This window comes from Deinococcus arboris (assembly GCF_009755355.1).
GTDB classification, from domain to species: Bacteria; Deinococcota; Deinococci; order Deinococcales; family Deinococcaceae; genus Deinococcus; species Deinococcus betulae.
This window is the reverse complement of sequence record NZ_WQLB01000002.1, coordinates 196,886-215,584: the sequence shown is the minus strand read 5'-3', so window position 1 is coordinate 215,584 and position 18,699 is coordinate 196,886. Positions and strand designations below refer to the sequence as shown.

Genomic DNA, 18,699 nt, shown 5'->3' with positions numbered 1-18,699 from the left:
TAATGCCTCGAATGTCTTATTGATAACGGCATAGGTTCGCCTTGGCACTTTCTACACTTGGCCAGTTTGAAGTTGTCTGGAGCGCCAGCAGCTCAGCAATCTGTGCAAACCTGCGGCGCGATCAACAGATGACCAGCCTGATTTCGAGGTGACGTGCTCTGCCAGTGGCCGTGCGATCCACCTGACTTCTGGACGTATCCCGCGCGGCTCAGGCTGTGCCTAAAGGGAGTTGAGGACGCCTTGGTCATACAAAGAAAAAGGGCGGCGTCATGTGGATATGACGCCGCCCCCTTCTTCACCTTTAATCGGTTCCGATCTCCGTGGACCGGAATTCATCTTCAAGCAGGGTCTCACGAGTGACTTCACGGGGTTTGGCCTCGGGCAGCAGGAAACTGAGCAGCAGGGCCAACACGGTGATGCCCAGTCCGACCTGATAGAGGAGTTCCACTGACCCGGTAAACGCCTGTTTGATGCCCAGGCCCACCCGGTCAATCACGGGCAGTATGTCCGCGCGGGTGGTCTCCAGCCCCTTCAGCACGGGGGCGAGCAGGACTGCCGGTTGGGTGGCCCGCGCCGCCTGCTGCTGAGCCACCAGGCCAGCCTCCACCTGCGCAAAGGCCTGCGGTCCCTGGTCGCCAGCCCCAGTTTGAGCCAGCGTACGGACCTGGGCCGGGGTCTGGGGACTCTGCACCACTGCGGCAATGGCCGCCGGCTCACGGCCCACGATGGCCCGCCGCAGCAGTTGCCGCTGGGCTTCAAACTGCGCGTCAATCGCGCCGGGAAAACCGCCCTGGTTCAGCACCGCGCGCAGTTGCTCAGGCGTCTGTGGGTCGGCCAGCATCTTCTGTATGGCGGCCTGGTTCCCGTCACGCAGCGCTGAGGTATACAGGTCCCGCTGGGTATCGAAACGCTCGTTCACCTGACGCTTGACCTGAGCCGCGTCAAAGCCTTGACTGCCTGCACTGGCGCCGCCAGCGGGGCTGAACTGACTGCGCACGGCGGCGGGCAGGGTGGTGGTGGCCGCCGTCACGCTGGTCTGAATGTTGTCTTTCAGGGTGCTGGCAAACAGGGTGCCCAGAATCGCCACCCCGATGGTGCTGCCCAGAGAACGCAGGAAGTTGCTGGCCCCGGTGGCTGAACCGATATCGCGCGGATGGACGGTGCCCTGAATCGCCAGAGTGAGCATCGGCAGCACAGGCCCCAGCCCCAGCCCCACCACGATCATCTTCCAGGTCAGTTCAAACTGCGTGCTCTGCGGGCTGAGGGTCCAGCCCATCAGGGCAAACCCGATCAGCAGGATGACCGTGCCCAGCACGATGATGGGTTTAATGCCCCCCGTGCGTGCGAACACCTGGCCCGCCACGATGCTGCTGAGCACCAGACCGATGGTCAGCGGAAAGGTCGTGAGCCCGGCGTTGGTGGCCGACAGCCCGATGACATTCACCATGAACAGCGGCAGAAAGACGGTCGCCGCGAAGAACACCACCCCGAGCAGAAAGGTGATCGCCATGGCCACCGAGAACGTGCGGTCCTTGAACATGCGGATGTCGATGATGGGATCGGCGGCGCGGCGCTCGGTGGCCAGGAAGGCGAGGAACGTCACGAGGGCCACCGCGCCCAGACTCAGAATCTGCCACGAGCCCCAGAGGAAACCGCTCTCTCCGGGGGCCACGGCAGTTTTGCCCAGCGAGAGCGCCAGCAGCAGCGAAATACTGAACACGCTGAGCAGCAGGACACCCGGCACGTCAATGGGCGCCCGCTCACGCTCTTGCCGCAGGGCCGGCATAAACAGCATGAAGGCCAGCGCCGCGATGCCCAGCGGCACACTGATGAAAAAGACGTTGTGCCAGCCGAAGTGGTCGGTCACGTAGCCGCCCACCACAGCGCCCAGCACCGTCGAGAGGCTGAACACCGCGCCGATGATGCCGGTGTAACGCCCCCGTTCTTCCGGGAGATAAAGGTCAGCGATGACGGCGTACATCAGGCCGATCAGTGCGGCGCCGCCCAGCCCCTGCACGGCGCGCCCGGCAATCAGGCCGCCGACGCCGTCGGCCAGACCACACACGATGGACCCCAGAATAAACAGCACCGTCCCGAAGATCAGGATGACCTTGCGGCCCCACAGGTCGCTAAGTTTGCCGTAGATGGGAACCAGGGTGGTGCTGGCGAGCAGGTAAGCGGTGGTGATCCAGGAATACAGGCTGTTCTCAATGCCCAGGGCTTTTTGAATGGCCGGGCCGGCCGTGGACACGATGGTCTGGTTCATGCTGGCCAGCAGCACAGCCAGAATGAGAGAGATCAGGCTCAGATTCCTCTGAGCGGGCGTGAGTTTCAGGCCTGTGAGGGCCACAGGTGTCGAGGTGGTCATTCGGACTCCGGGCGAGGTGCGGTGATGGGCGAAGGCAGAGAATCGGTGAGGGCCAGCACGTCAATGGCCGCCAGCAGGGCCGAGAGCCGCTCGGCACCCATGCCCTGCAAATGTGCGGAAATAACCTGCTGAATGGCCTGACTGGCCTGCTGGGTGAGGGCGGCGCCCGGCGGCGTGAGGCTGAGCCGAATGCGGCGGGAATCTTCCGGGTCCAGCTGACGTTCCAGCCAGCCGCGCGCCACCAGGGACTCCAGCAGGCGGCTGAGCTGCGTCGGAATGATGCCCAGATGCGCCGACAGGTCTTTGGGGTAGACGAGACCGCGCTCGACGGCCCGCAGCAGAATGAACCGCTGCAGGTCCAGTTCGCCGGCCTCGGCCAGAACCGGTTCGGCCAGCTGTTTCAAGCGGCGGTTGAGTTGCCAGAGGCCCCCCAGAAAGCGCGCGACCGCATCTTCTGGCAGCACCGCAGGAGCATCTGTCGCGGGCGACGCCACTCAGCGCACCACCAGAACGTCAACGGGCGAGGCGTGGCTGACCATATCGGACACGCTGCCGGCCAGAGCCGCACTCCAGGCACTGGTGTGGCGCCGCCCCAGAACAATCAGGTCGGCCTGCACGTCGTGGGCAACCGTGAGGATGGCGTCAGCGGGTTTAAGGGCAGTGACCAGATGTTCCCGGACCGTCAGGCCACGGCTCCGCAGCGCCTGGGCGGTCTGCTGCAAATGTGTTTCAAAGCGCTGCCGCTCTGCCTGAGCGGTGCGGGTATCGGGACTGCCGGCACCCAGGGCCAGAGCAACATTTTCCAGCCCGCCCTGGCCCTGAGGAATCACTGTGACCAGATGAATGGCCGCGCCGTAGTGTTGGGCCAGTTGCGCGGCCCGCTCGACCGCCAGCACCGAATGGGGAGCGCCGCCCGTGGCAACGAGCAGGCGCGAATAGAGGGGAGGGAGGGGAGACATACCCTCACTCTAAGTCAATAGTTATCTAGTGGCAATAGTTTGCCTTGAGTGAATAAGTAGAAAGGCGCCGATTTGCTTAGTGAAAACGTAGGCAGGAAGCATTGCGGCCTGATGCGGGTCTCCCTGGCTTGACAGCTCGTTTTTGCCGGAGGTACTGTAGACCCATTAAATTAATTAAATAAAGGAGACGAGATGCGCTCCCAGAAAGTGGACCAGCGAGCTGCGCGGGTCATCCACCGAACCATGATTCTGAACGAGCTTCGCCGCTGCGGCCCCCTCAGCCGAACCCAACTGGCGGAACGCACTCAACTCAGTCCTGCCGCCGTCTCTTTCGTGACCGCCGACCTCCTGACCGAAGCCCTGCTGATTGAGCAGGCGCAGCACACCAGCCGGGGCCGTGCCGTGCCGCTGGACGTGAACTATGCCGGGCATTTCGCCGTGGGGCTCAAGGTGATGGAGACCCATCTGGAAGCCGTGCTGACCGATCTCTCGTTGAGCGTCCTGGGCGACCTGACGGTGGCCTACGCCGACCACACGCCGCAGCGGGTGACAGCCGCCGCTGTAGAAGCCACCAACTTGTTGCTGGCACAAGCGGGCCTGAGCCGCGCCCGGCTGGGCGGCGTGGGGCTGGGCCTACCCGGCAACATTGACCCACACACGGGGACCTGCCTGAAGTCCTACCGGCTGGACTGGACCGAGGTGCCCATCACTAGCATGATTTCGGACGCCCTGGGGGTGCCGGTGTGGGCCGACAACGATGTGAACGCCTTCGCCACCGCTGAGCGGCTGGTCGGGCGGGGCAAGCACGCCCGCGACTTTCTGGTGGTCACGGTAGGACGCGGCATTGGCTCGGGGCTGGTGCTGGGCGGCGAACTCTACCGGGGCGGCCGGGGCGGTGCGGGCGAACTGGGGCACCTGCTCTCGGAACCGGGCGGGCGGGTGTGCGAGTGCGGCAAGCGCGGCTGCCTGGAGGCCTACGCCGCCGAGCCCAGCCTGGCGCAGCAACTGGCCGAGTCGGGCGCAAATGTGCCGAACGCCGCCGACTTTGCTGCCCTGGTGGCGAGCGGCGACCCCGGCGCCCTGACCTTGGTGACGGACGCCGGCACGCGGTTGGGCCGCGCGCTGGCGCAGGCTGCCAACTTGCTGGACCCCGAATTGATCATCGTGGGCGGCGAGGGCGTGAGGCTAGGCGAGCCGCTGTTTACGCCGATGCGTTCTGCCCTGTACGCCCACCTGCACACCGCCGATGCCCAGAGCCTCCCTGTGCTCATTGACCCGTGGGGCGACGACGCCTGGGCGCGCGGCGCTGCTGGCCTGGTGGTCGAGCAGTTTTTTGGCGAGTCCTCTCCATCTCCACCAGTTGAAGCCGCAGCGACTTATACGGATTCCGCTTAATTACAGCACAGCCGGAAGGGCACCGTCTGCGCTTCCATATCGCGAAATCCGTACCTGCTCGCTCCGCTCGGATTTCATCGAGCAAAATGCTTGATTCAATCGGAGCCCGTATTAAACCGCCCAACCAAGTTGACGCAGCACACCCTGTCTTGTGCGCCGGGACCCGCTCTGGTCCCGAAAGGACCATCCATGAAGAAGCGCCTCACCCTGACCGCCCTACTCGCCGCCGCCCTGACCGTCTCCGCCCACGCGCAGCAGCCCAAGAACGTCTTTACCGTGGTGCGTCCGACTCAGTGGGGCGCGCAGAACTTCAATCCCTTCGCGCCCGGCGACCAGCACCTGTTGCCGACCAACAGCGCCATCTATGAGTCGCTGTTCTACGTCAACACCCTGAACGGCAAGGTGACGCCGGTCCTGGGCACCAAGTACACCTGGAGCGCCGATAACAAGACCCTGACCGTCAGCACCCGCCCCGGCGTGAAGTGGCATGACGGCTCGGCCTTCAGCGCCCGCGACGCGGCCTTTACCTTCAACTACCTCAAGCAGTACCCGGCGCTGGACACGTCGGCCATCTGGAAAAACGGGCTGGCGGGCGCCAGGGCCACGAACGACACGACCCTGGTCCTGACCTTCTCGAAGGCCAACACGACCATCTTCCCCTACATCGCCGGGCAGATGATCGTGCCCGAAGCGATCTGGAGCAAGATCTCCTCGCCCCTGACCGAGACGAACGCCAAGCCGGTGGGCACCGGCCCCTTCACCTTTGACGCCTACAGTCAGCAGGCCCTGCGCGTGCTGAAAAACCCCAACTACTGGATGAAGGGCCAGCCCTACATCGACGCGGTGGTGTGGGTCTCGACGAACAGCAACGACGCCGCGCTGCTCAAGCTCCTGAAGGGCGAGGCCGATTACGGCTACGTCGGGCAGGCCGACCCCGTGAACGGCTACCAGAAGAAGGGCCCCAACAACCAGTTCTGGTGGCCGGTGACGGGTGACAACTACCTATACTTCAACACCACCAAGGCGCCCTTCAACGACCCAGCCTTCCGGCGCGCCATCTCGCAGGCGGTGAACACTGCGAACGTGGCCGAGAAGGCCTACGCCGGGGCCGCCAAGGCCGCGCACAGCAGCGGCGTCATCCCGGGGCAGCAGGCGCAGTGGCTGCCGGCCGGCACCGCCAGCCTGAAGTACGACATGGCCGCCGCCGACGCTGCGCTGACCAAGGCCGGCTACAAGAAGAATGCTCAGGGCGTGCGTCTGGGCAAAGACGGCAAGCCCCTGCCCACCTTCAAGATTCTGGTCGGCGCGGGCTGGACCGACTTCATCACGATGGCGCAGGTCATCGGCGGCGACCTCAAAAAGATCGGCCTGAACACCCAGATTGACCAGCAGGCCTGGAGCAGCTACGCGGGTGGCCTGCAGACCGGCACCTTCGACATGGGCATCAGCTGGGGCTGGGGCGGCGGCCCGACCCCCTATTACCTGTTCAACCAGAGCTTCGGCCCCGAGTACAGCGCGCCGGTGGGCAAGACCGCGCCCAGCAACCTCTCGCGCTACACCAACCCTGCCGTCACGGCGGCCCTGACACAGTTCCAGAGCACCAGCGACGCGGCCACTCAGAAAAAGGCCATGGCGACCATCGTCAAGACCGTTATGACCGACATGCCCTGGCTGCCGCTGACGGACCGCTCGGAGTTCTCGAACTACTCCACCGTGCGCTTCACTGGCTTCCCGACTGCCCAGAACCCCTACAACGCGGGGACGGCCGACGACACGGCGGGCGCCCGCCTGCTGTACCTGAACGTCAAGCCCAAGTAAGCCCGCCGGGGAGGCCGGGAGGTCTTGCCCGCCTCCCGGCCGAGTCTTTTCGAGGTGTCCATGCCCTACCTGCTGCGCAAATTCCTTTTTCTGCTGCTCACCCTCTGGGCGGCGGTCACGCTCAACTTCGTCCTGCCGCGTCTCGTGCCCGGCGACCCCATCGGCGCCATGCTCGCCAAGTACCAGGGCAAGCTCGACCCTTCGGCGGTGGACGCCCTGACGGTCGCCTACGGCCTGAACGACCAGGGCAGCCTCCTGACGCAGTACGGGACCTACCTGGGCCACATGCTGCGCGGCGACTTCGGGCGCTCCATCGGGCAGTTCCCGACCCCGGTCGTGGACATCGTCGCGCAGGCCGCGCCCTGGACCATCGGGCTGGTGGGGGTCTGCACCGTCCTGGCCTTCCTGCTGGGCAGCGCCCTGGGGCTGTACAGCGCGTGGCGCCGGGGGGGGCGGGTGGCCGACGCCCTGCCGCCCATCGCCCTGTTCCTGAACTCCATGCCGTACTTCTGGTTCGCGCTGCTGCTGCTGTACCTGCTGGCCTTCCGCACCGGCACCTTTCCGCTGAGCGGCAGCCTCGACCCCTTCCTGACGCAGTTCAGCGTCGACTGGTGGAAGAGCCTGCTGCGCCACGCCGCGCTGCCGGCCCTGACCATCGTGGTGACGGCGGCGGGCGGCTGGCTGATCACCATGCGCAACAACGTGATGGGCGTGATGGGCGAGGACTACGTCGCCTTCGCGCGCGCCAAGGGCCTGAGCGAGGGACGGCTGCTGAACCGCTACGTGCTGCGCAACGCCCTGCTGCCGAGCTTCACGGCCTTCGGCATGGCGCTGGGCTTCGTGGTGGGCGGCAGCATCCTGACCGAGACGGTGTTCTCGTATCCGGGGCTGGGCCTCCAGCTCTACAACGCCGTGACCACCCTGGACTACCCGCTCATGCAGGCGATCTTCCTGTTCATCTCCCTGGCTGTGCTCATCGCCAATTTCATCGTGGACGCGCTGTACGCCGTCCTCGACCCGCGCGTGCGCGACGGGAAGGCCGGATGAGAAATCTCCTGACCTTCCTGCGGCGCTCGCCGCGCGCGGCGGCCGGGGCGGCGCTGCTGCTCCTCATGTTCGCGCTGGCGCTCTTCGCGCCGCTGCTCACGCCCTACTCGCCCACCTCGCAGGACTTCGGGACGTGGCTGCCGCCGCAGGCCGGGCACCTCCTGGGCACGACCGCGCTGGGCCAGGACATCTGGACGCAACTGCTGTACGGCGCGCGGCTCACGCTGCTCATCGGCTTCGCGGCCGGTATCGTCGCCACCTTCATCGGTACGGCGCTGGGGCTCACGGCGGCCTACTTCGGGGGCAAGGCGGACGAGGCCATCAACGTGCTCGTCAACGTGTTCCTGGTGCTGCCGGGGCTGCCGCTGCTCATCATCGCCAGCGCTTTTTTGCGCGGCGGCGGCGTGTGGTCCATCATCATCGTCATCGCGCTCACCGGCTGGGCCTGGGGGGCGCGCGTGCTGCGCTCGCAGGCGCTGGCGCTGCGCGGGCGCGACTTCGTCTCGGCCGCCATCGCCTCAGGCGAGCGCCCGCTGCGCATCATCTTCGCGGAGATGCTGCCCAACCTCGCGGGCCTCATCGCGGCGAGCTTCTTCGGCACCGCGCTCTACGCCGTGCTCTCGGAGGCCGGACTGGCCTACCTGGGCATGGGCGACGTGTCGCAGGTCACCTGGGGCACTATGCTGTACTGGGCCGGGGCGCGCGGCGCGCTGCTCCAGGGCGCGTGGTGGTGGATCGCCGCCCCGGGCCTGATGATCGCGCTGCTGGGCACGGCCTTCGCGCTCATCAACTTCGGCATTGACGAGATCACCAACCCGCGCATCGTGAATGCGGGGATGGGCCGCCGCAGGGACCGGCGCCGGGCGGGCAGGGCGAAGGTGGCCCCGGCCCTGGCCGCCACGCCTGCCCCGGCCGCTGACCCGGCTGCTGCGCCGCTGCTGGCCGTCTCGCACCTCGACGCCGGCTACCTCACGCCGCGCACCGGCCGCGCGGGCAGCGGGCGCGTGCGGGCCGTGCGCGACGTGTCGCTGGACATCGCGCCGGGCGAGTTCGTGGGGCTGGCGGGCGAGTCGGGCTGCGGCAAGTCCACCCTGGCCTTCGCGGCGACGCGGCTGCTCGAAGCTCCGGGCACGGTCTTCGGCGGCGAGTCGCGCCTGTCGGGCCAGGACCTGCTGTCGCTGAGCCCCGAGGAGCTGCGCCGCGTGCGCTGGCGCGACTACTCGGTGGTGTTCCAGGCGAGCATGAACATCCTCAACCCCGTGCTGCGCGTGCGCGAGCAGGTGTACGACGCGATGCAGGCGCACGGCGTGAAGGACCCGGCCCGGCTGGAGGCCCGCGCCCGCGAACTGTTCGAGCTGGTGGGCATCCGCCCGGACTACCTGGCCGCCTACCCGCACCAGCTCTCCGGCGGCATGAAGCAGCGCGTGGTGATCGCCATCGCGCTGGCCCTCGAACCCAAACTCGTCGTGATGGACGAGCCGACCACGGCGCTCGACGTGGTGGTGCAGCGCCAGATCCTCCAGGAAATCGACGCGGCCCGCCGCCGCCTGGGCATCTCGGTCATCTTCATCACGCACGACCTGTCGCTGCTCGTCGAGATGAGTGACCGCATCGCCATCATGTACGCGGGCGAGATCATCGAGGAGGCGCCGGCCGCCGACCTCTACGCCCGCCCGCTGCACCCCTACACCGAGCGCCTGATGCATGCCTTCCCGCCGCTGGACGGCCCGCGCGAGCGCCGGGGCGGCATTCCGGGCCGGCCCCCACCGCTGAGCGCCGAACTGCCCGGCTGCCCCTTTTTCGACCGCTGCCCGAGCCGCATGCCCGGCAGGTGCGACACCCAGAAACCCGCCAGCGTGGAGATCGCGCCGGGCCACCGCGTCGCGTGCTTCCTGCACTCGACGGCCGTCAAACCCCAGGAGTACCCCGATGCCGCCGACTGATCCCTCGCCCGTTGCCCCCGCCCTGGAACTGGACGGCCTGACCAAGGTGTTTACGGTGGGGAGGTCCGGCCGCAGCGTGACCGCCGTGAACGACGTGACCCTCACCCTCGGGCGCGGTGAGGTGCTGGGGCTGGTGGGCGAGTCCGGCAGCGGCAAGAGCACCGTCGCCCGCCTGCTCTCGCGCCTGCACGAGCCGACGCGTGGCGCGCTGCGCCTGAACGGCCAGCCGGTCCCCGCGCGGCTCTCGGGCCGCTCCTTGCAGTCCTTCCGCCGGCAGGTCCAGATGATCTTCCAGGACCCCTTCGCCAGCCTCAACCCGCTACACACGGTGGGCTACATCGTGGGGCGGCCCCTCCAGATTCACGGACTGGCGCGCGGGCGCGAGGTGGGGCCACAGGTCGCGGCGTTGCTGGAGCGCGTGGGCCTCTCGCCCGGCGCGGACTACGCCGCCAAACGGCCCCACGAACTTTCGGGCGGGCAGCGCCAGCGGGTGGTGATCGCCCGCGCCCTGGCCGCGCGCCCCGGCGTGATCCTGGCCGACGAGCCGACCTCGGCGCTCGACGTGTCCATCCGGCTCGACATCATGAACCTGCTGCTCGACCTGCGCGACCAGGAGGGCCTGTCCATGCTGTTCATCACCCACGACCTCGCGGGCGCGCGCTACATGAGTGACCGCGTCGCCGTGATGTACGCCGGGCACCTCGTCGAGATCGGCCCTTCCGAGGCGGTGATCGGCAACCCCCAGATGCCCTACACGCAACTGCTCCGGAGTGCGGCGCCCAAACCCGAGGGCAACCTCGGCGCCGGTCCCCTGGAGGCGCGCGGCGAGGTGCCCGACCTCGGCCACCTGCCGCCCGGCTGCCCCTTCGAGCCGCGTTGCCCCCACGCCCGCGCCGCGTGCCGCGAGGGTCTGCCCCGCATGTACGACGTGGGGCCGGGGCATCAGGCCCGCTGCATCCTCCACGACCCGGTGCTGGCCGCGCAGCCGCCCCTCCACCCCCAAGTACCCGCGACCCCCCACGCCCAGATCTGATCCGGACTTTTCCGCACAAGGACGTTTCCATGCTCCAGCACATCCCCTTCGTAGAAGACCTCCTCGCGCGCATGACCCTGGACGAGAAGATCGGCCAGATGACCCAGCCCGAAAAGAACAGCGTGAAGCCCGGCGACGTGGCCCGCCTCGGCCTGGGCTCGGTCCTGAGCGGCGGCGGCGGCAACCCCGACCCCAACAGCCCCCGGGGCTGGCGCGACATGGTGACGGCCTTTATCGCCGAGGCGCAGGAGTCGCGCCTGAGGATTCCGCTGCTCTACGGCTCGGACGCCGTGCATGGGCACAACAACGTGGTGGGGGCGACCATCTTCCCGCACAATGTCGGTCTGGGGGCGACGGACGATCCGGAGCTGCTGCGCCGCATCGGCCGCGCGACCGCGCTGGAGGCCGCCGCCACGAACGTGCGCTGGGCCTTCGCGCCCGCCGTGAGCATCCCGCAGGACTTCCGCTGGGGCCGCAGCTACGAGGGCTACGGCCAGGACCCGGCGCTCGTGGGCCGGCTGGCCGCCGCGCTCGTGGAGGGCCTCAAGGGCGAGGGCTGGAACTCGCCCACCGCCGTGCTGCCCTCAGTCAAGCACTTCATCGCCGACGGGGCGACCGACTGGGGCAGCGGCAAGCGCGCCCGCATGACCGACCCCGACCATGACCGCACGCTGGCGATCGCCCAGATGGGCGAGGACTTCGTGACCCTGCTCGACAGGGGGGCGTGGCAGATCGACCAGGGCGACTCGACCATCGACGAGGAGACGCTGCGCGCCGTTCACCTGCCGCCTTACCGCGCCGCCATCGAGGCCGGGGCCCTGAACGTGATGGTGTCGTACAGCAGCTGGCAGGGCCTCAAGATGCACGCGCACCGGTATCTCATCACCGACGTGCTCAAGGGCGAGCTGGATTTCGGCGGCTTCGTCGTCTCGGACTGGGAGGGCGTGCAGCAGGTCGCGCCCGATTTCGACACGGCCGTGCGCGAGTCCATCAACGCAGGCGTGGACATGGTGATGGTGCCCTTCGACTACGAGAGCTTCATCGCCTCGCTGCGCCGCGCAGTGCAGGCGGGCGAGGTCAGTGGCGAGCGCATCGACGACGCCGTGCGCCGCATCCTGAACACCAAGCATGCCCTGGGGCTGTTCGGGCAGCCGCACACCGACCCGGCGCTGCTTTCCGAGGTCGGCTCGGACGGCCACCGCGCCCTGGCCCGCGAGGCCGCCGCCAAATCGGCCGTGCTCCTGAAAAACGGGGACGTGTTTCCGCTGCCCGAAGATGCCCGCCTGCTCGTGGCCGGAAAGGCCGCCGACGACCTGGGCCTGCAATGCGGCGGCTGGACGATCACCTGGATGGGCGGCGAGGGCGCGACGACGACCGGCACCACGCTGCTCGACGGGCTGCGGGCCGGGGCCGGCGGGCGCCGCATCGAGTACGCGCCGGCCGGCGAGGGCGAGGAACGCTTTCCCGTGGGCCTCGTCGTGCTGGCCGAGGAACCCTACGCCGAGGGTATGGGCGACCGCTCGTCGCTGGCCCTGACCGGGGAGCACCGGGAACTGGTGGCACGCATGCGGGCCCGCTGCGACCAGGTAGCCGTGGTGCTGTACTCGGGCCGCCCCCTGATCGTCGCGCCGGACCTGGAGGGCTGGGACGCCTTCGTCGCCGCGTGGCTGCCCGGCAGCGAGGGGGCCGGGCTGGCCGACGTGCTGCTGGGCGCGCGGCCCTTCACCGGGCGGCTGTCCTTCGACTGGCCGCGTACGCTGGCCGACCTGCCGCGCCGCGAGGGCTCGGACGCGCTGTTCCGGGTCGGCGCCGGGCAGACGGCCGACGTGGTCGAGGAGCGCTCGCCGGTCACGCGCTGAAGCCTGGAAGTGGGGCCAGGGGGCGCGCTGGTGAGAGACCGGGCGCCCCCTGGCAACCCCCCTAGAACCGGAGTCTGGTGCTGAGCATGCCCCCGTCGACATCCAGGATGTTGCCCTGGACGAACGCGGCTTCGGAGGAGACGAGAAACCGGACGCCGTAGGCGACGTCGATGGGCCGGACTGGCCGGCCGGACACGGTCGCGGAGGTCATTGCGTCAAGGACGGCGGCGAAGTCGGCGTTGCCCGGCGTCAGGGTCGCGCCGGGGGCGACCGTGTTGACCCGGACGCCGCGCGGGCCGTATTCCGCCGCCCAGTTGCGGGTCATCTGCTCCAGGGCGGCCTTCGAGGCGGTGTACATCGCCCCGCTGGCGGTGCCGACCCGGCCCATCCAGGACCCGATGTTGACGATGTGGCCCGACCCCCGCGCGGCCATGCCGGGCGCGAGCGCCGCGACGAGCACGTGCGGCGCCCGGATGTTCGTGGCCAGCAGCGCGTCGAGGTCGTGGTCCGGGAGCAGTTCGGTCGGCGTGACCGGATAGACCCCGGCGTTGTTGACGAGGATGTCCACCCCGCCGCCGAGCGCCGCCGTGGCCGCCTGAGCGAAGGCACGCAGCTCGGCGTAGGAGCCGGAGAGGTCGGCGGGCACGGCCCAGGCCTGCTCCCCGGCCGAGGTGACGGCGTCCGCGACCCGCCGGGCGCGGGCGGCGTCGCGGCCACGACCTCGGCGCCCGAGGCGGCCAGGACATGGGCGATGGCCTCACCGATGCCGCTCGTGGAGCCGGTGACGATGGCCTTCTGGCCCGCGAGCCGGGTGTCGCGCGGCAGAGCGGTGAGCAGGTCGGCGTTGGTGTGCAGGTCGTTCGGCATGGGTAGGCCTCCTGGTCGGGACAGGCAGAGCCGAATCAAAAGCGGTTGCATTCCCGAACCGGTTGCAGCCTAGTCGAACTGGTGCGATAATGCAACCAGTGAAGAAGCAAGGCGACGACTTCGTCCGCTCGGGCTGCCCGGTGAGCCTGGGGCTGGACATTTTTGGCGACCGCTGGACGCTGCTCATCGTCCGCGACCTGATGTTCGGGGGCAAGCGCCATTTCCGCGAGATGCTGGCCTCCGAGGAACACATCTCGTCGAACATCTTGGCCGACCGCCTGAAACTGCTGCTGGCGCAGGACATCGTGACTGCCGCCCCCGACCCGGACCATGCCCAGAAGGTCATCTACCGGCTGACCGAGAAGGGCGTCGCCCTGTACCCGGTCCTGATGGCGATCAGTGAGTGGAGCTACCAGTATCGCCCAGTCGAGGAGCGTTACCTTGCAGGCCGCCTCGCCGGAGGCGCCGCTGACGAGGCCGAGGCGATGGCCGACCTGCGCCGGACGCATCTCGCCTGAACCGTGTGACACGGGTACGCTAAAGCTGACCGCCGGCCGGCATCAGTGGGTCGAGTGTCTCAAAGGTGGTGTACAAGGCTGTCAGAGGAGGCTTGTCCCGAAGACTCGCGCATGACCAGTTCAGTGGGATAGGGGAGAAGTGCCATCCTCCGCCGGCTCGACGAGCAGGCGCATAGCGACCTTGTCTTAACCACGATCAAGGCGACCCCCGCTTGGCTGATTGATCCAGGCAAAACTTGCTGATTCCGTCTCCCCTAGGCCCGCTGATTATTCATTGGCGCTTTCTATGGACGCTGGTTTCGGCCTCTCAGGGCAAAAGAGGCAGGACGCGCAGCGATTGGTCCTGCGCGCTGCGGTACACCAGGCGCGTTCCATCTGGCGCCACCTGCCAGTCGTCGCCGGCGATCTTGTCGGCAAGGGACTGAAGTTCTTCCGTCTGCCCTGTGGTCACGTCCATGCGCAACAAACGGTGTGAGGCCAGGCCAGGCTCGTAAGGCACGAGGAGCAGCCGCGTGTTGTCTTGCCAGCGGCCAGAGCCGAAGGTCGGCACGGGCCAGGCCGCTCCGCCTGCCACAGAGACGACGAAGAGTCCATTGCGTCCCGCCGTATCCAGCGTCACCTGAAACAGAACCTGAGTGCCGTCTGGACTGGCCCGCACGCCGCTCAGCTGTTGGCCCTGCGCCAATACGCGCGTTCGGCCTGTGGCCAGGTCAACTGTTAGCACTGAGCGCCGGGCATCATTCCGGGTCAGGCGCCCCGTCACCAGCAGCGTGTCTTCATTCAGCCAGCCCACCAGCCGTCCTCCATACACAGTGACCACCGGGCGGGAAGCAACCGGGGTCTTCCCCCGGAAAGGATCAGCGACAAAGACGGTGAGGGGAATCCAGTCGGTCCGGTCGCCTGCGCCGTACGTCGGCCAGGCCAGGCAGCCACCCAGCGACCACACAGCGTCCCGGCCACTGGTAGGCACCGTGACTGGCACCCCCGAGGCGTCGCCAAGCGGTACGGCTAGCGCCGTCGCCGCGCCCGTGGGCTGCAACCCATACAGGCCACTCTCTGACAGCAGCGTCGGCGGAAGGCGCCAGGTGCCGCTCAGCTCTGTGCCGTCGGCTGGGACGCTGTACAGGCCCACTTCCCGACCGGCGGGCCGATCCAAGAACAGCAGGGATTCTCCATCTGCCGCCCAGACGGGGTGGGGACAGCAGCCGGACCGGGAAACACGCCCGGCGGCAGGGTCAGGGTTCGGCACCTCTGGAGGGGTTGGGACTGAGAAGGGCGCGGGTGAAACGGACGGAACGCCCACGCCGGGCAACGCCAACACCTGGCCCACCTTCAGATTCGTCCCGGTTAGGCCGTTGAGCGCCTGAAGCTGCGCCACCGTGAGGCCCACCGACCGGGCCAGACTGTAGAGGGTATCGCCCGCCTTGACCGTGTAGGTGGCCGCTAACGCTGGAGAAGTCAGGAGGGTTGCCAGAAGAGTGAAGCGCCAGAACAGATTCCGCCTCATTTCTTCACCGGTGTACGTGGAGCGAGGGGCGGCCAGGGCTGCGCGAAATTGTTTAGCAGCGGGCCGTGCAGCCGGACGCTCGGTTGATCTTCGGGCGTCTGCCAGGCGCCGGGCTGGCGCAGGTCCTGCTGGAAGCCCGGGCCGGCCATATCTGGATTGACCAGCCCCAGAGAAGCCCAGTCGGCCCGCAGGTAGCCCACTGGGTTAAAGAGCAGCTGATGCGAGTGGTCGCGAATCTCTAGATGCAGGTGCGGCTCAGACACGCATGTGCCCTGCGAGTCGCCCGACCGGGCCACCACCTCGCCGCGCCGCACGGGCTGCCCCACTTTGACTGCTGGCTTACTCAGCAGATGCCCGTACAGGCTGGATAGGCCGTCTGGATGGTTAATCACCAAGTTGTGCGGCGCAGAACCGTGCGGGCCGTCCACCTCCGAGACGACCCCATCGGTAATCGCCACGACGGGGGTGCCGCAGGGCGCGCTGAAATCCAGCCCAAAATGCATGCCCTGACCATTGCCGTACAGGGTGCGCCGCTGCTCGTAGGCAAAGGCTGTGTTGCCATAGAACTGCCCCAGCAACCAGGTGTCTGGCCCAGGCGGCGAGGCAAAAGGCAGCCCGTACTGTCCGGCAGGACGCGGGAGGCTGGAGAGGGCGGCGGGCTTGCCCGAGTGCGCTGAGGCCGTTCCAATGCCTGTAGGACAGACCATCAGGCAGAGCAGGCAGAACTTCACCGCCGAGCCTGCGATCATGCGGTGCCGTCCTAAATAACGACTGGAAACTGCCAGCATGTGGCCCAGGGGAGAGCCAAAGAGCTCGGGAGCAGGTGTGGGCACAGAGTGAGCTGAGGGCATTCCATCTCATCATGAGGCCCAGAACGGGAAGCCGGGCCAGATGACTTGCTTTCAGATGACGCTCTGGGGCAGGAAGCATACTGGCATGGGTTTGGCAGTAGTTGAGCAGGGCGGAAGTTACTGGGTGAGGCCAGGCCATTCCTGGGTGCTGCCCTCCAAATGGAATCTCACTGCCGCACCTCATCCGTATCTGTAAAGCAGCCTCTGCCTTCGCGAACAAGGTGTGCTGACGGCTCTGCTTGCCAACTGCAATCCTGAGGCGTCACAACAGAGGACAGCTGCTGGACAGCCCCAAGCTCTACCGCAGAAGCGCAGCCAGAAAGACTGGTTTGCGTCGCCATCTGGTTGGGCCGCACCCACGGCTGTTTCAGGGCCATATGAAACGACTGAAATTTAATGTTTCAGATGCGCTGCAATCAGCAGCGGTCCTGGGATGTTCCGCTGAACTGCTGTCCTGATAACGCACGAAATGGTCTCCTGGTCTGCGTCCCTCTTGCCGTACCTTAGGGGATAGACCAGACGGTCCCTCCCCTCAGTTCAGTTTGCGGCCATAGCGGAAAAATGCTGCTCCGCGCCTCTTACTTCGCCAACCCAAGGATTTCAACATGCCTCAAACATCTCCGCTTACTCTGACTTCATCTTCTGCCCAGCCGGCTGGGCTGCCGTCCTCTATCCTTCAGAGCACTGACGATCTCAGGCCGATGATGGGTTTTGTCCGGGAAAGCGATCCGAGAATGAACGACTCGGCCACGTCGAATGATGCGGTGAGGCTGCGCGTGGCCTCGCGGAGAGATGTCGAGCGCCAGTGGCCCAGGCTTAGCGGCGCTATGACCTCTGCTGCGCAGGATCAGGCATGAAGCGCTTAGTCTTGCCCTTGTGGCTGATCCTCTGTACCCCTTCACTCCTGGCCAGCACTGTCACCACTCCAGCAACGGCCCATATACCCCTTGAAACGGCGTTGCGCGATCCGGCCATCGACGTGGAGCACTATGACCTGGACCTCACCAGCGATCCGGCCACCCAACTGCTGGACGGCGTCGCCACACTCAGCGTCTCGCTCAAGCAAGACGCCAGTGAGCTGACCCTGGCGCTGCATGCCTTACCAGTCACCGTCGTCCTGGTGGACGGTCAGCTGGTTCCCTTCTCTCAGTCACCAGATCGCCTGAATATTCAGCTGCCTGAAGTCTTGCCCGCCGGCGCAGCCTTTCAGGTGGTTATCCACTACGGTGGTATCCCGCAGCAAGTTCTGGAGCCGGGTGACAGTGTGGTCAGCGGTGTCGCGGACGGGGTGGGATGGAAGACCATCCGCCGCAGCAGCTATGTGCTGAACGAACCGGACGGCGCGATGTCGTGGTTCCCCTGCAATGACGTTCCGTCGGACAAGGCCACCTACACCTTCCATGTCACGGTGCCGGATACTCTCCGGGCAGTTGCCAACGGGCAGCTGACCAGTACCGTGAGCGGCCCAGGCACCCGCACCTTCACCTACGACATGGACAGCCCGATGGCGACGTATCTGGCCACAGTCCATATTGACCGCTACACGCAGGTCACTCTGCCGCTGCGCGCGGGGTTAGAGGCGATGGTCAGCATACCGACCATGCTCGGTGCAAATTTCCAGAAGGCCAACTGGCAGCAGCTTCCGGCCATGCTTAAATTTATGGAGCAGCAGGTCGGACCCTATCCTTTTGGCACCTTCGGCCTGATCTACACCCAGGGGCAGGACGACTACGCGCTGGAGACGCAGGCGCTCATTACTTATCCTGGGAAGGCCCTGGGAGGCGGTGCCGGCGGCTACCTCCACGAAATCAGCCACCAGTGGTTTGGCAACAGCGTGACGCCCGCCAACTGGCAGGACATCTGGCTGAGTGAAGGCTTTGCCACCTATTTCGAGGACCTGTGGGTTACGCGGGACGCTGCTAGCCTCAAGCAGCGGGTGCTGACACGCTTGAATAAGGCTCAGGCGTCCCGCATGCCTGCACCGTACGTGACTCTCCGTCATGACCTCTTCGCGCCGCGCGTCTACCAACGGGGCGCTCTGGTGCTGCATGCCTTACGGGCTACCGTAGGCGACGCGGCCTTTCAGCGCTTTCTACGCGGCTATTACCAGCGCTTTGCGTACAAAAATGTCAGCACGCCAGACTTCATTCGCGCGGCTGCGGAACTGACCGGTAAACCCAGCGTTACGCTGATGCTACAGCGTTGGATTTACGATGCGGTGATGCCGCCGTTTCCAAAATCTTAGGCTGCCGTTTCCAAGCTTCAACAAGATGTGCGAGACAGGCTGATCTATGCCTGAGCGCGATGCCGTTGTGTCCACTATGTGGGCTGGTGGTCAGTGCTAGATCTTTTAAGTTGATCGGCTCTTGATTTTCTGCGTCTGACACACTTTTTAAATAGCCTTGCTCATAGGAAGGCCAGGAAGAGCCCTCTAAGCCTTTTTGAGGGGTATAGGAGGGGTCTTTCAGTGAGAGTTTTTGACAACAATCTCAATTAGTGTTAAATGGTTGTGTTCTTCATCATTCCGCTTAGGC

The 18,699-nt window shown here is 66.5% G+C and carries 13 protein-coding genes and 1 pseudogene; 8 read left to right on the top strand and 6 right to left on the bottom strand.

All coding sequences use genetic code 11. The features are described 5' to 3' along the window. Window positions 1-301: 301 nt before the first annotated feature. From GO986_RS02480 to GO986_RS02470, 3 genes are read right to left on the bottom strand one after another with little or no spacing between them, the layout of a single operon-like run. Complete coding sequence (locus tag GO986_RS02480; protein ID WP_157457622.1) at window positions 302-2,368, bottom strand: MDR family MFS transporter; 2,067 nt, start codon at window positions 2,366-2,368, stop codon at window positions 302-304. Next, the gene (locus GO986_RS02475) at window positions 2,365-2,832 is read right to left on the bottom strand and encodes a MarR family winged helix-turn-helix transcriptional regulator (RefSeq protein WP_157457621.1); all 468 of its coding nucleotides are present in this window, start codon (window positions 2,830-2,832) and stop codon (window positions 2,365-2,367) included. The genes GO986_RS02480 and GO986_RS02475 overlap by 4 nt, the downstream gene beginning before the upstream one ends. 30 nt (window positions 2,833-2,862) lie before the next feature. Next, window positions 2,863-3,327 carry a universal stress protein gene (locus tag GO986_RS02470; RefSeq protein ID WP_157457620.1) on the bottom strand — a complete coding sequence of 155 codons (465 nt, stop codon included), beginning with the start codon at window positions 3,325-3,327 and terminating at the stop codon, window positions 2,863-2,865. A 192-nt stretch (window positions 3,328-3,519) separates the two neighbouring features. Here GO986_RS02470 and GO986_RS02465 point away from each other — a divergent pair, with 192 nt between their 5' ends. From GO986_RS02465 to GO986_RS02440, 6 genes are all read left to right on the top strand, one after another. Further along, a complete protein-coding gene (locus GO986_RS02465; protein ID WP_157457619.1) occupies window positions 3,520-4,722 on the top strand; it encodes an ROK family transcriptional regulator in 1,203 nt (400 codons plus the stop codon). A gap of 189 nt (window positions 4,723-4,911) precedes the next feature. Further along, window positions 4,912-6,540 carry an ABC transporter substrate-binding protein gene (locus tag GO986_RS02460; RefSeq protein WP_157457618.1) on the top strand — a complete coding sequence of 543 codons (1,629 nt, stop codon included), beginning with the start codon at window positions 4,912-4,914 and terminating at the stop codon, window positions 6,538-6,540. A 60-nt stretch (window positions 6,541-6,600) separates the two neighbouring features. Next, the gene (locus tag GO986_RS02455) at window positions 6,601-7,587 is read left to right on the top strand and encodes an ABC transporter permease (protein ID WP_157457617.1); all 987 of its coding nucleotides are present in this window, start codon (window positions 6,601-6,603) and stop codon (window positions 7,585-7,587) included. Then, window positions 7,584-9,530, top strand: a complete 1,947-nt coding sequence (locus GO986_RS02450) for a dipeptide/oligopeptide/nickel ABC transporter permease/ATP-binding protein (protein WP_157457616.1) — start codon at window positions 7,584-7,586, stop codon at window positions 9,528-9,530. The genes GO986_RS02455 and GO986_RS02450 overlap by 4 nt, the downstream gene beginning before the upstream one ends. Next, window positions 9,517-10,563: an ABC transporter ATP-binding protein gene (locus GO986_RS02445; protein WP_157457615.1), complete on the top strand. Its 1,047-nt coding sequence runs from the start codon at window positions 9,517-9,519 to the stop codon at window positions 10,561-10,563. The genes GO986_RS02450 and GO986_RS02445 overlap by 14 nt, the downstream gene beginning before the upstream one ends. A 29-nt stretch (window positions 10,564-10,592) precedes the next feature. Next, window positions 10,593-12,422 carry a glycoside hydrolase family 3 protein gene (locus tag GO986_RS02440; protein ID WP_157457710.1) on the top strand — a complete coding sequence of 610 codons (1,830 nt, stop codon included), beginning with the start codon at window positions 10,593-10,595 and terminating at the stop codon, window positions 12,420-12,422. Between the two features lie 61 nt (window positions 12,423-12,483). Here the strand turns inward: GO986_RS02440 and GO986_RS02435 are convergent. Then, window positions 12,484-13,122, bottom strand: a pseudogene (locus tag GO986_RS02435) (SDR family NAD(P)-dependent oxidoreductase); the annotation flags it as partial. Window positions 13,123-13,387: 265 nt separating this feature from the next. On the opposite strand from GO986_RS02435, the gene GO986_RS02430 reads away from it, so the two are divergent. After that, window positions 13,388-13,807: a winged helix-turn-helix transcriptional regulator gene (locus tag GO986_RS02430; protein ID WP_198170359.1), complete on the top strand. Its 420-nt coding sequence runs from the start codon at window positions 13,388-13,390 to the stop codon at window positions 13,805-13,807. 307 nt (window positions 13,808-14,114) lie between these two features. Here the strand turns inward: GO986_RS02430 and GO986_RS02425 are convergent, their stop codons facing one another. After that, window positions 14,115-15,314: a LysM peptidoglycan-binding domain-containing protein gene (locus GO986_RS02425; protein WP_157457613.1), complete on the bottom strand. Its 1,200-nt coding sequence runs from the start codon at window positions 15,312-15,314 to the stop codon at window positions 14,115-14,117. Beyond that, window positions 15,311-16,102: a M23 family metallopeptidase gene (locus tag GO986_RS02420; protein WP_232337350.1), complete on the bottom strand. Its 792-nt coding sequence runs from the start codon at window positions 16,100-16,102 to the stop codon at window positions 15,311-15,313. Before GO986_RS02420 ends, GO986_RS02425 begins: the two co-directional genes overlap by 4 nt. Window positions 16,103-17,123: 1,021 nt before the next feature. Between GO986_RS02420 and GO986_RS02415 the strand changes: the two genes are divergently transcribed. Then, window positions 17,124-18,410 (top strand): M1 family metallopeptidase, encoded by a 1,287-nt coding sequence (locus GO986_RS02415; protein WP_198170358.1) that lies wholly within the window; start codon window positions 17,124-17,126, stop codon window positions 18,408-18,410. Window positions 18,411-18,699 lie beyond the last annotated feature (289 nt).

What these genes read in the sequence shown, in the direction of transcription:
- GO986_RS02480 (WP_157457622.1), bottom strand. Translation starts at nt 2,368, where the DNA reads ATGACCACCTCGACACCTGTGGCCCTCACAGGCCTGAAACTCACGCCC.
- GO986_RS02470 (WP_157457620.1), bottom strand. Translation starts at nt 3,327, where the DNA reads ATGTCTCCCCTCCCTCCCCTCTATTCGCGCCTGCTCGTTGCCACGGGC.
- GO986_RS02465 (WP_157457619.1), top strand. Translation starts at nt 3,520, where the DNA reads ATGCGCTCCCAGAAAGTGGACCAGCGAGCTGCGCGGGTCATCCACCGA.
- GO986_RS02460 (WP_157457618.1), top strand. Translation starts at nt 4,912, where the DNA reads ATGAAGAAGCGCCTCACCCTGACCGCCCTACTCGCCGCCGCCCTGACC.
- GO986_RS02455 (WP_157457617.1), top strand. Translation starts at nt 6,601, where the DNA reads ATGCCCTACCTGCTGCGCAAATTCCTTTTTCTGCTGCTCACCCTCTGG.
- GO986_RS02450 (WP_157457616.1), top strand. Translation starts at nt 7,584, where the DNA reads ATGAGAAATCTCCTGACCTTCCTGCGGCGCTCGCCGCGCGCGGCGGCC.
- GO986_RS02445 (WP_157457615.1), top strand. Translation starts at nt 9,517, where the DNA reads ATGCCGCCGACTGATCCCTCGCCCGTTGCCCCCGCCCTGGAACTGGAC.
- GO986_RS02440 (WP_157457710.1), top strand. Translation starts at nt 10,593, where the DNA reads ATGCTCCAGCACATCCCCTTCGTAGAAGACCTCCTCGCGCGCATGACC.
- GO986_RS02425 (WP_157457613.1), bottom strand. Translation starts at nt 15,314, where the DNA reads ATGAGGCGGAATCTGTTCTGGCGCTTCACTCTTCTGGCAACCCTCCTG.
- GO986_RS02420 (WP_232337350.1), bottom strand. Translation starts at nt 16,102, where the DNA reads ATGCTGGCAGTTTCCAGTCGTTATTTAGGACGGCACCGCATGATCGCA.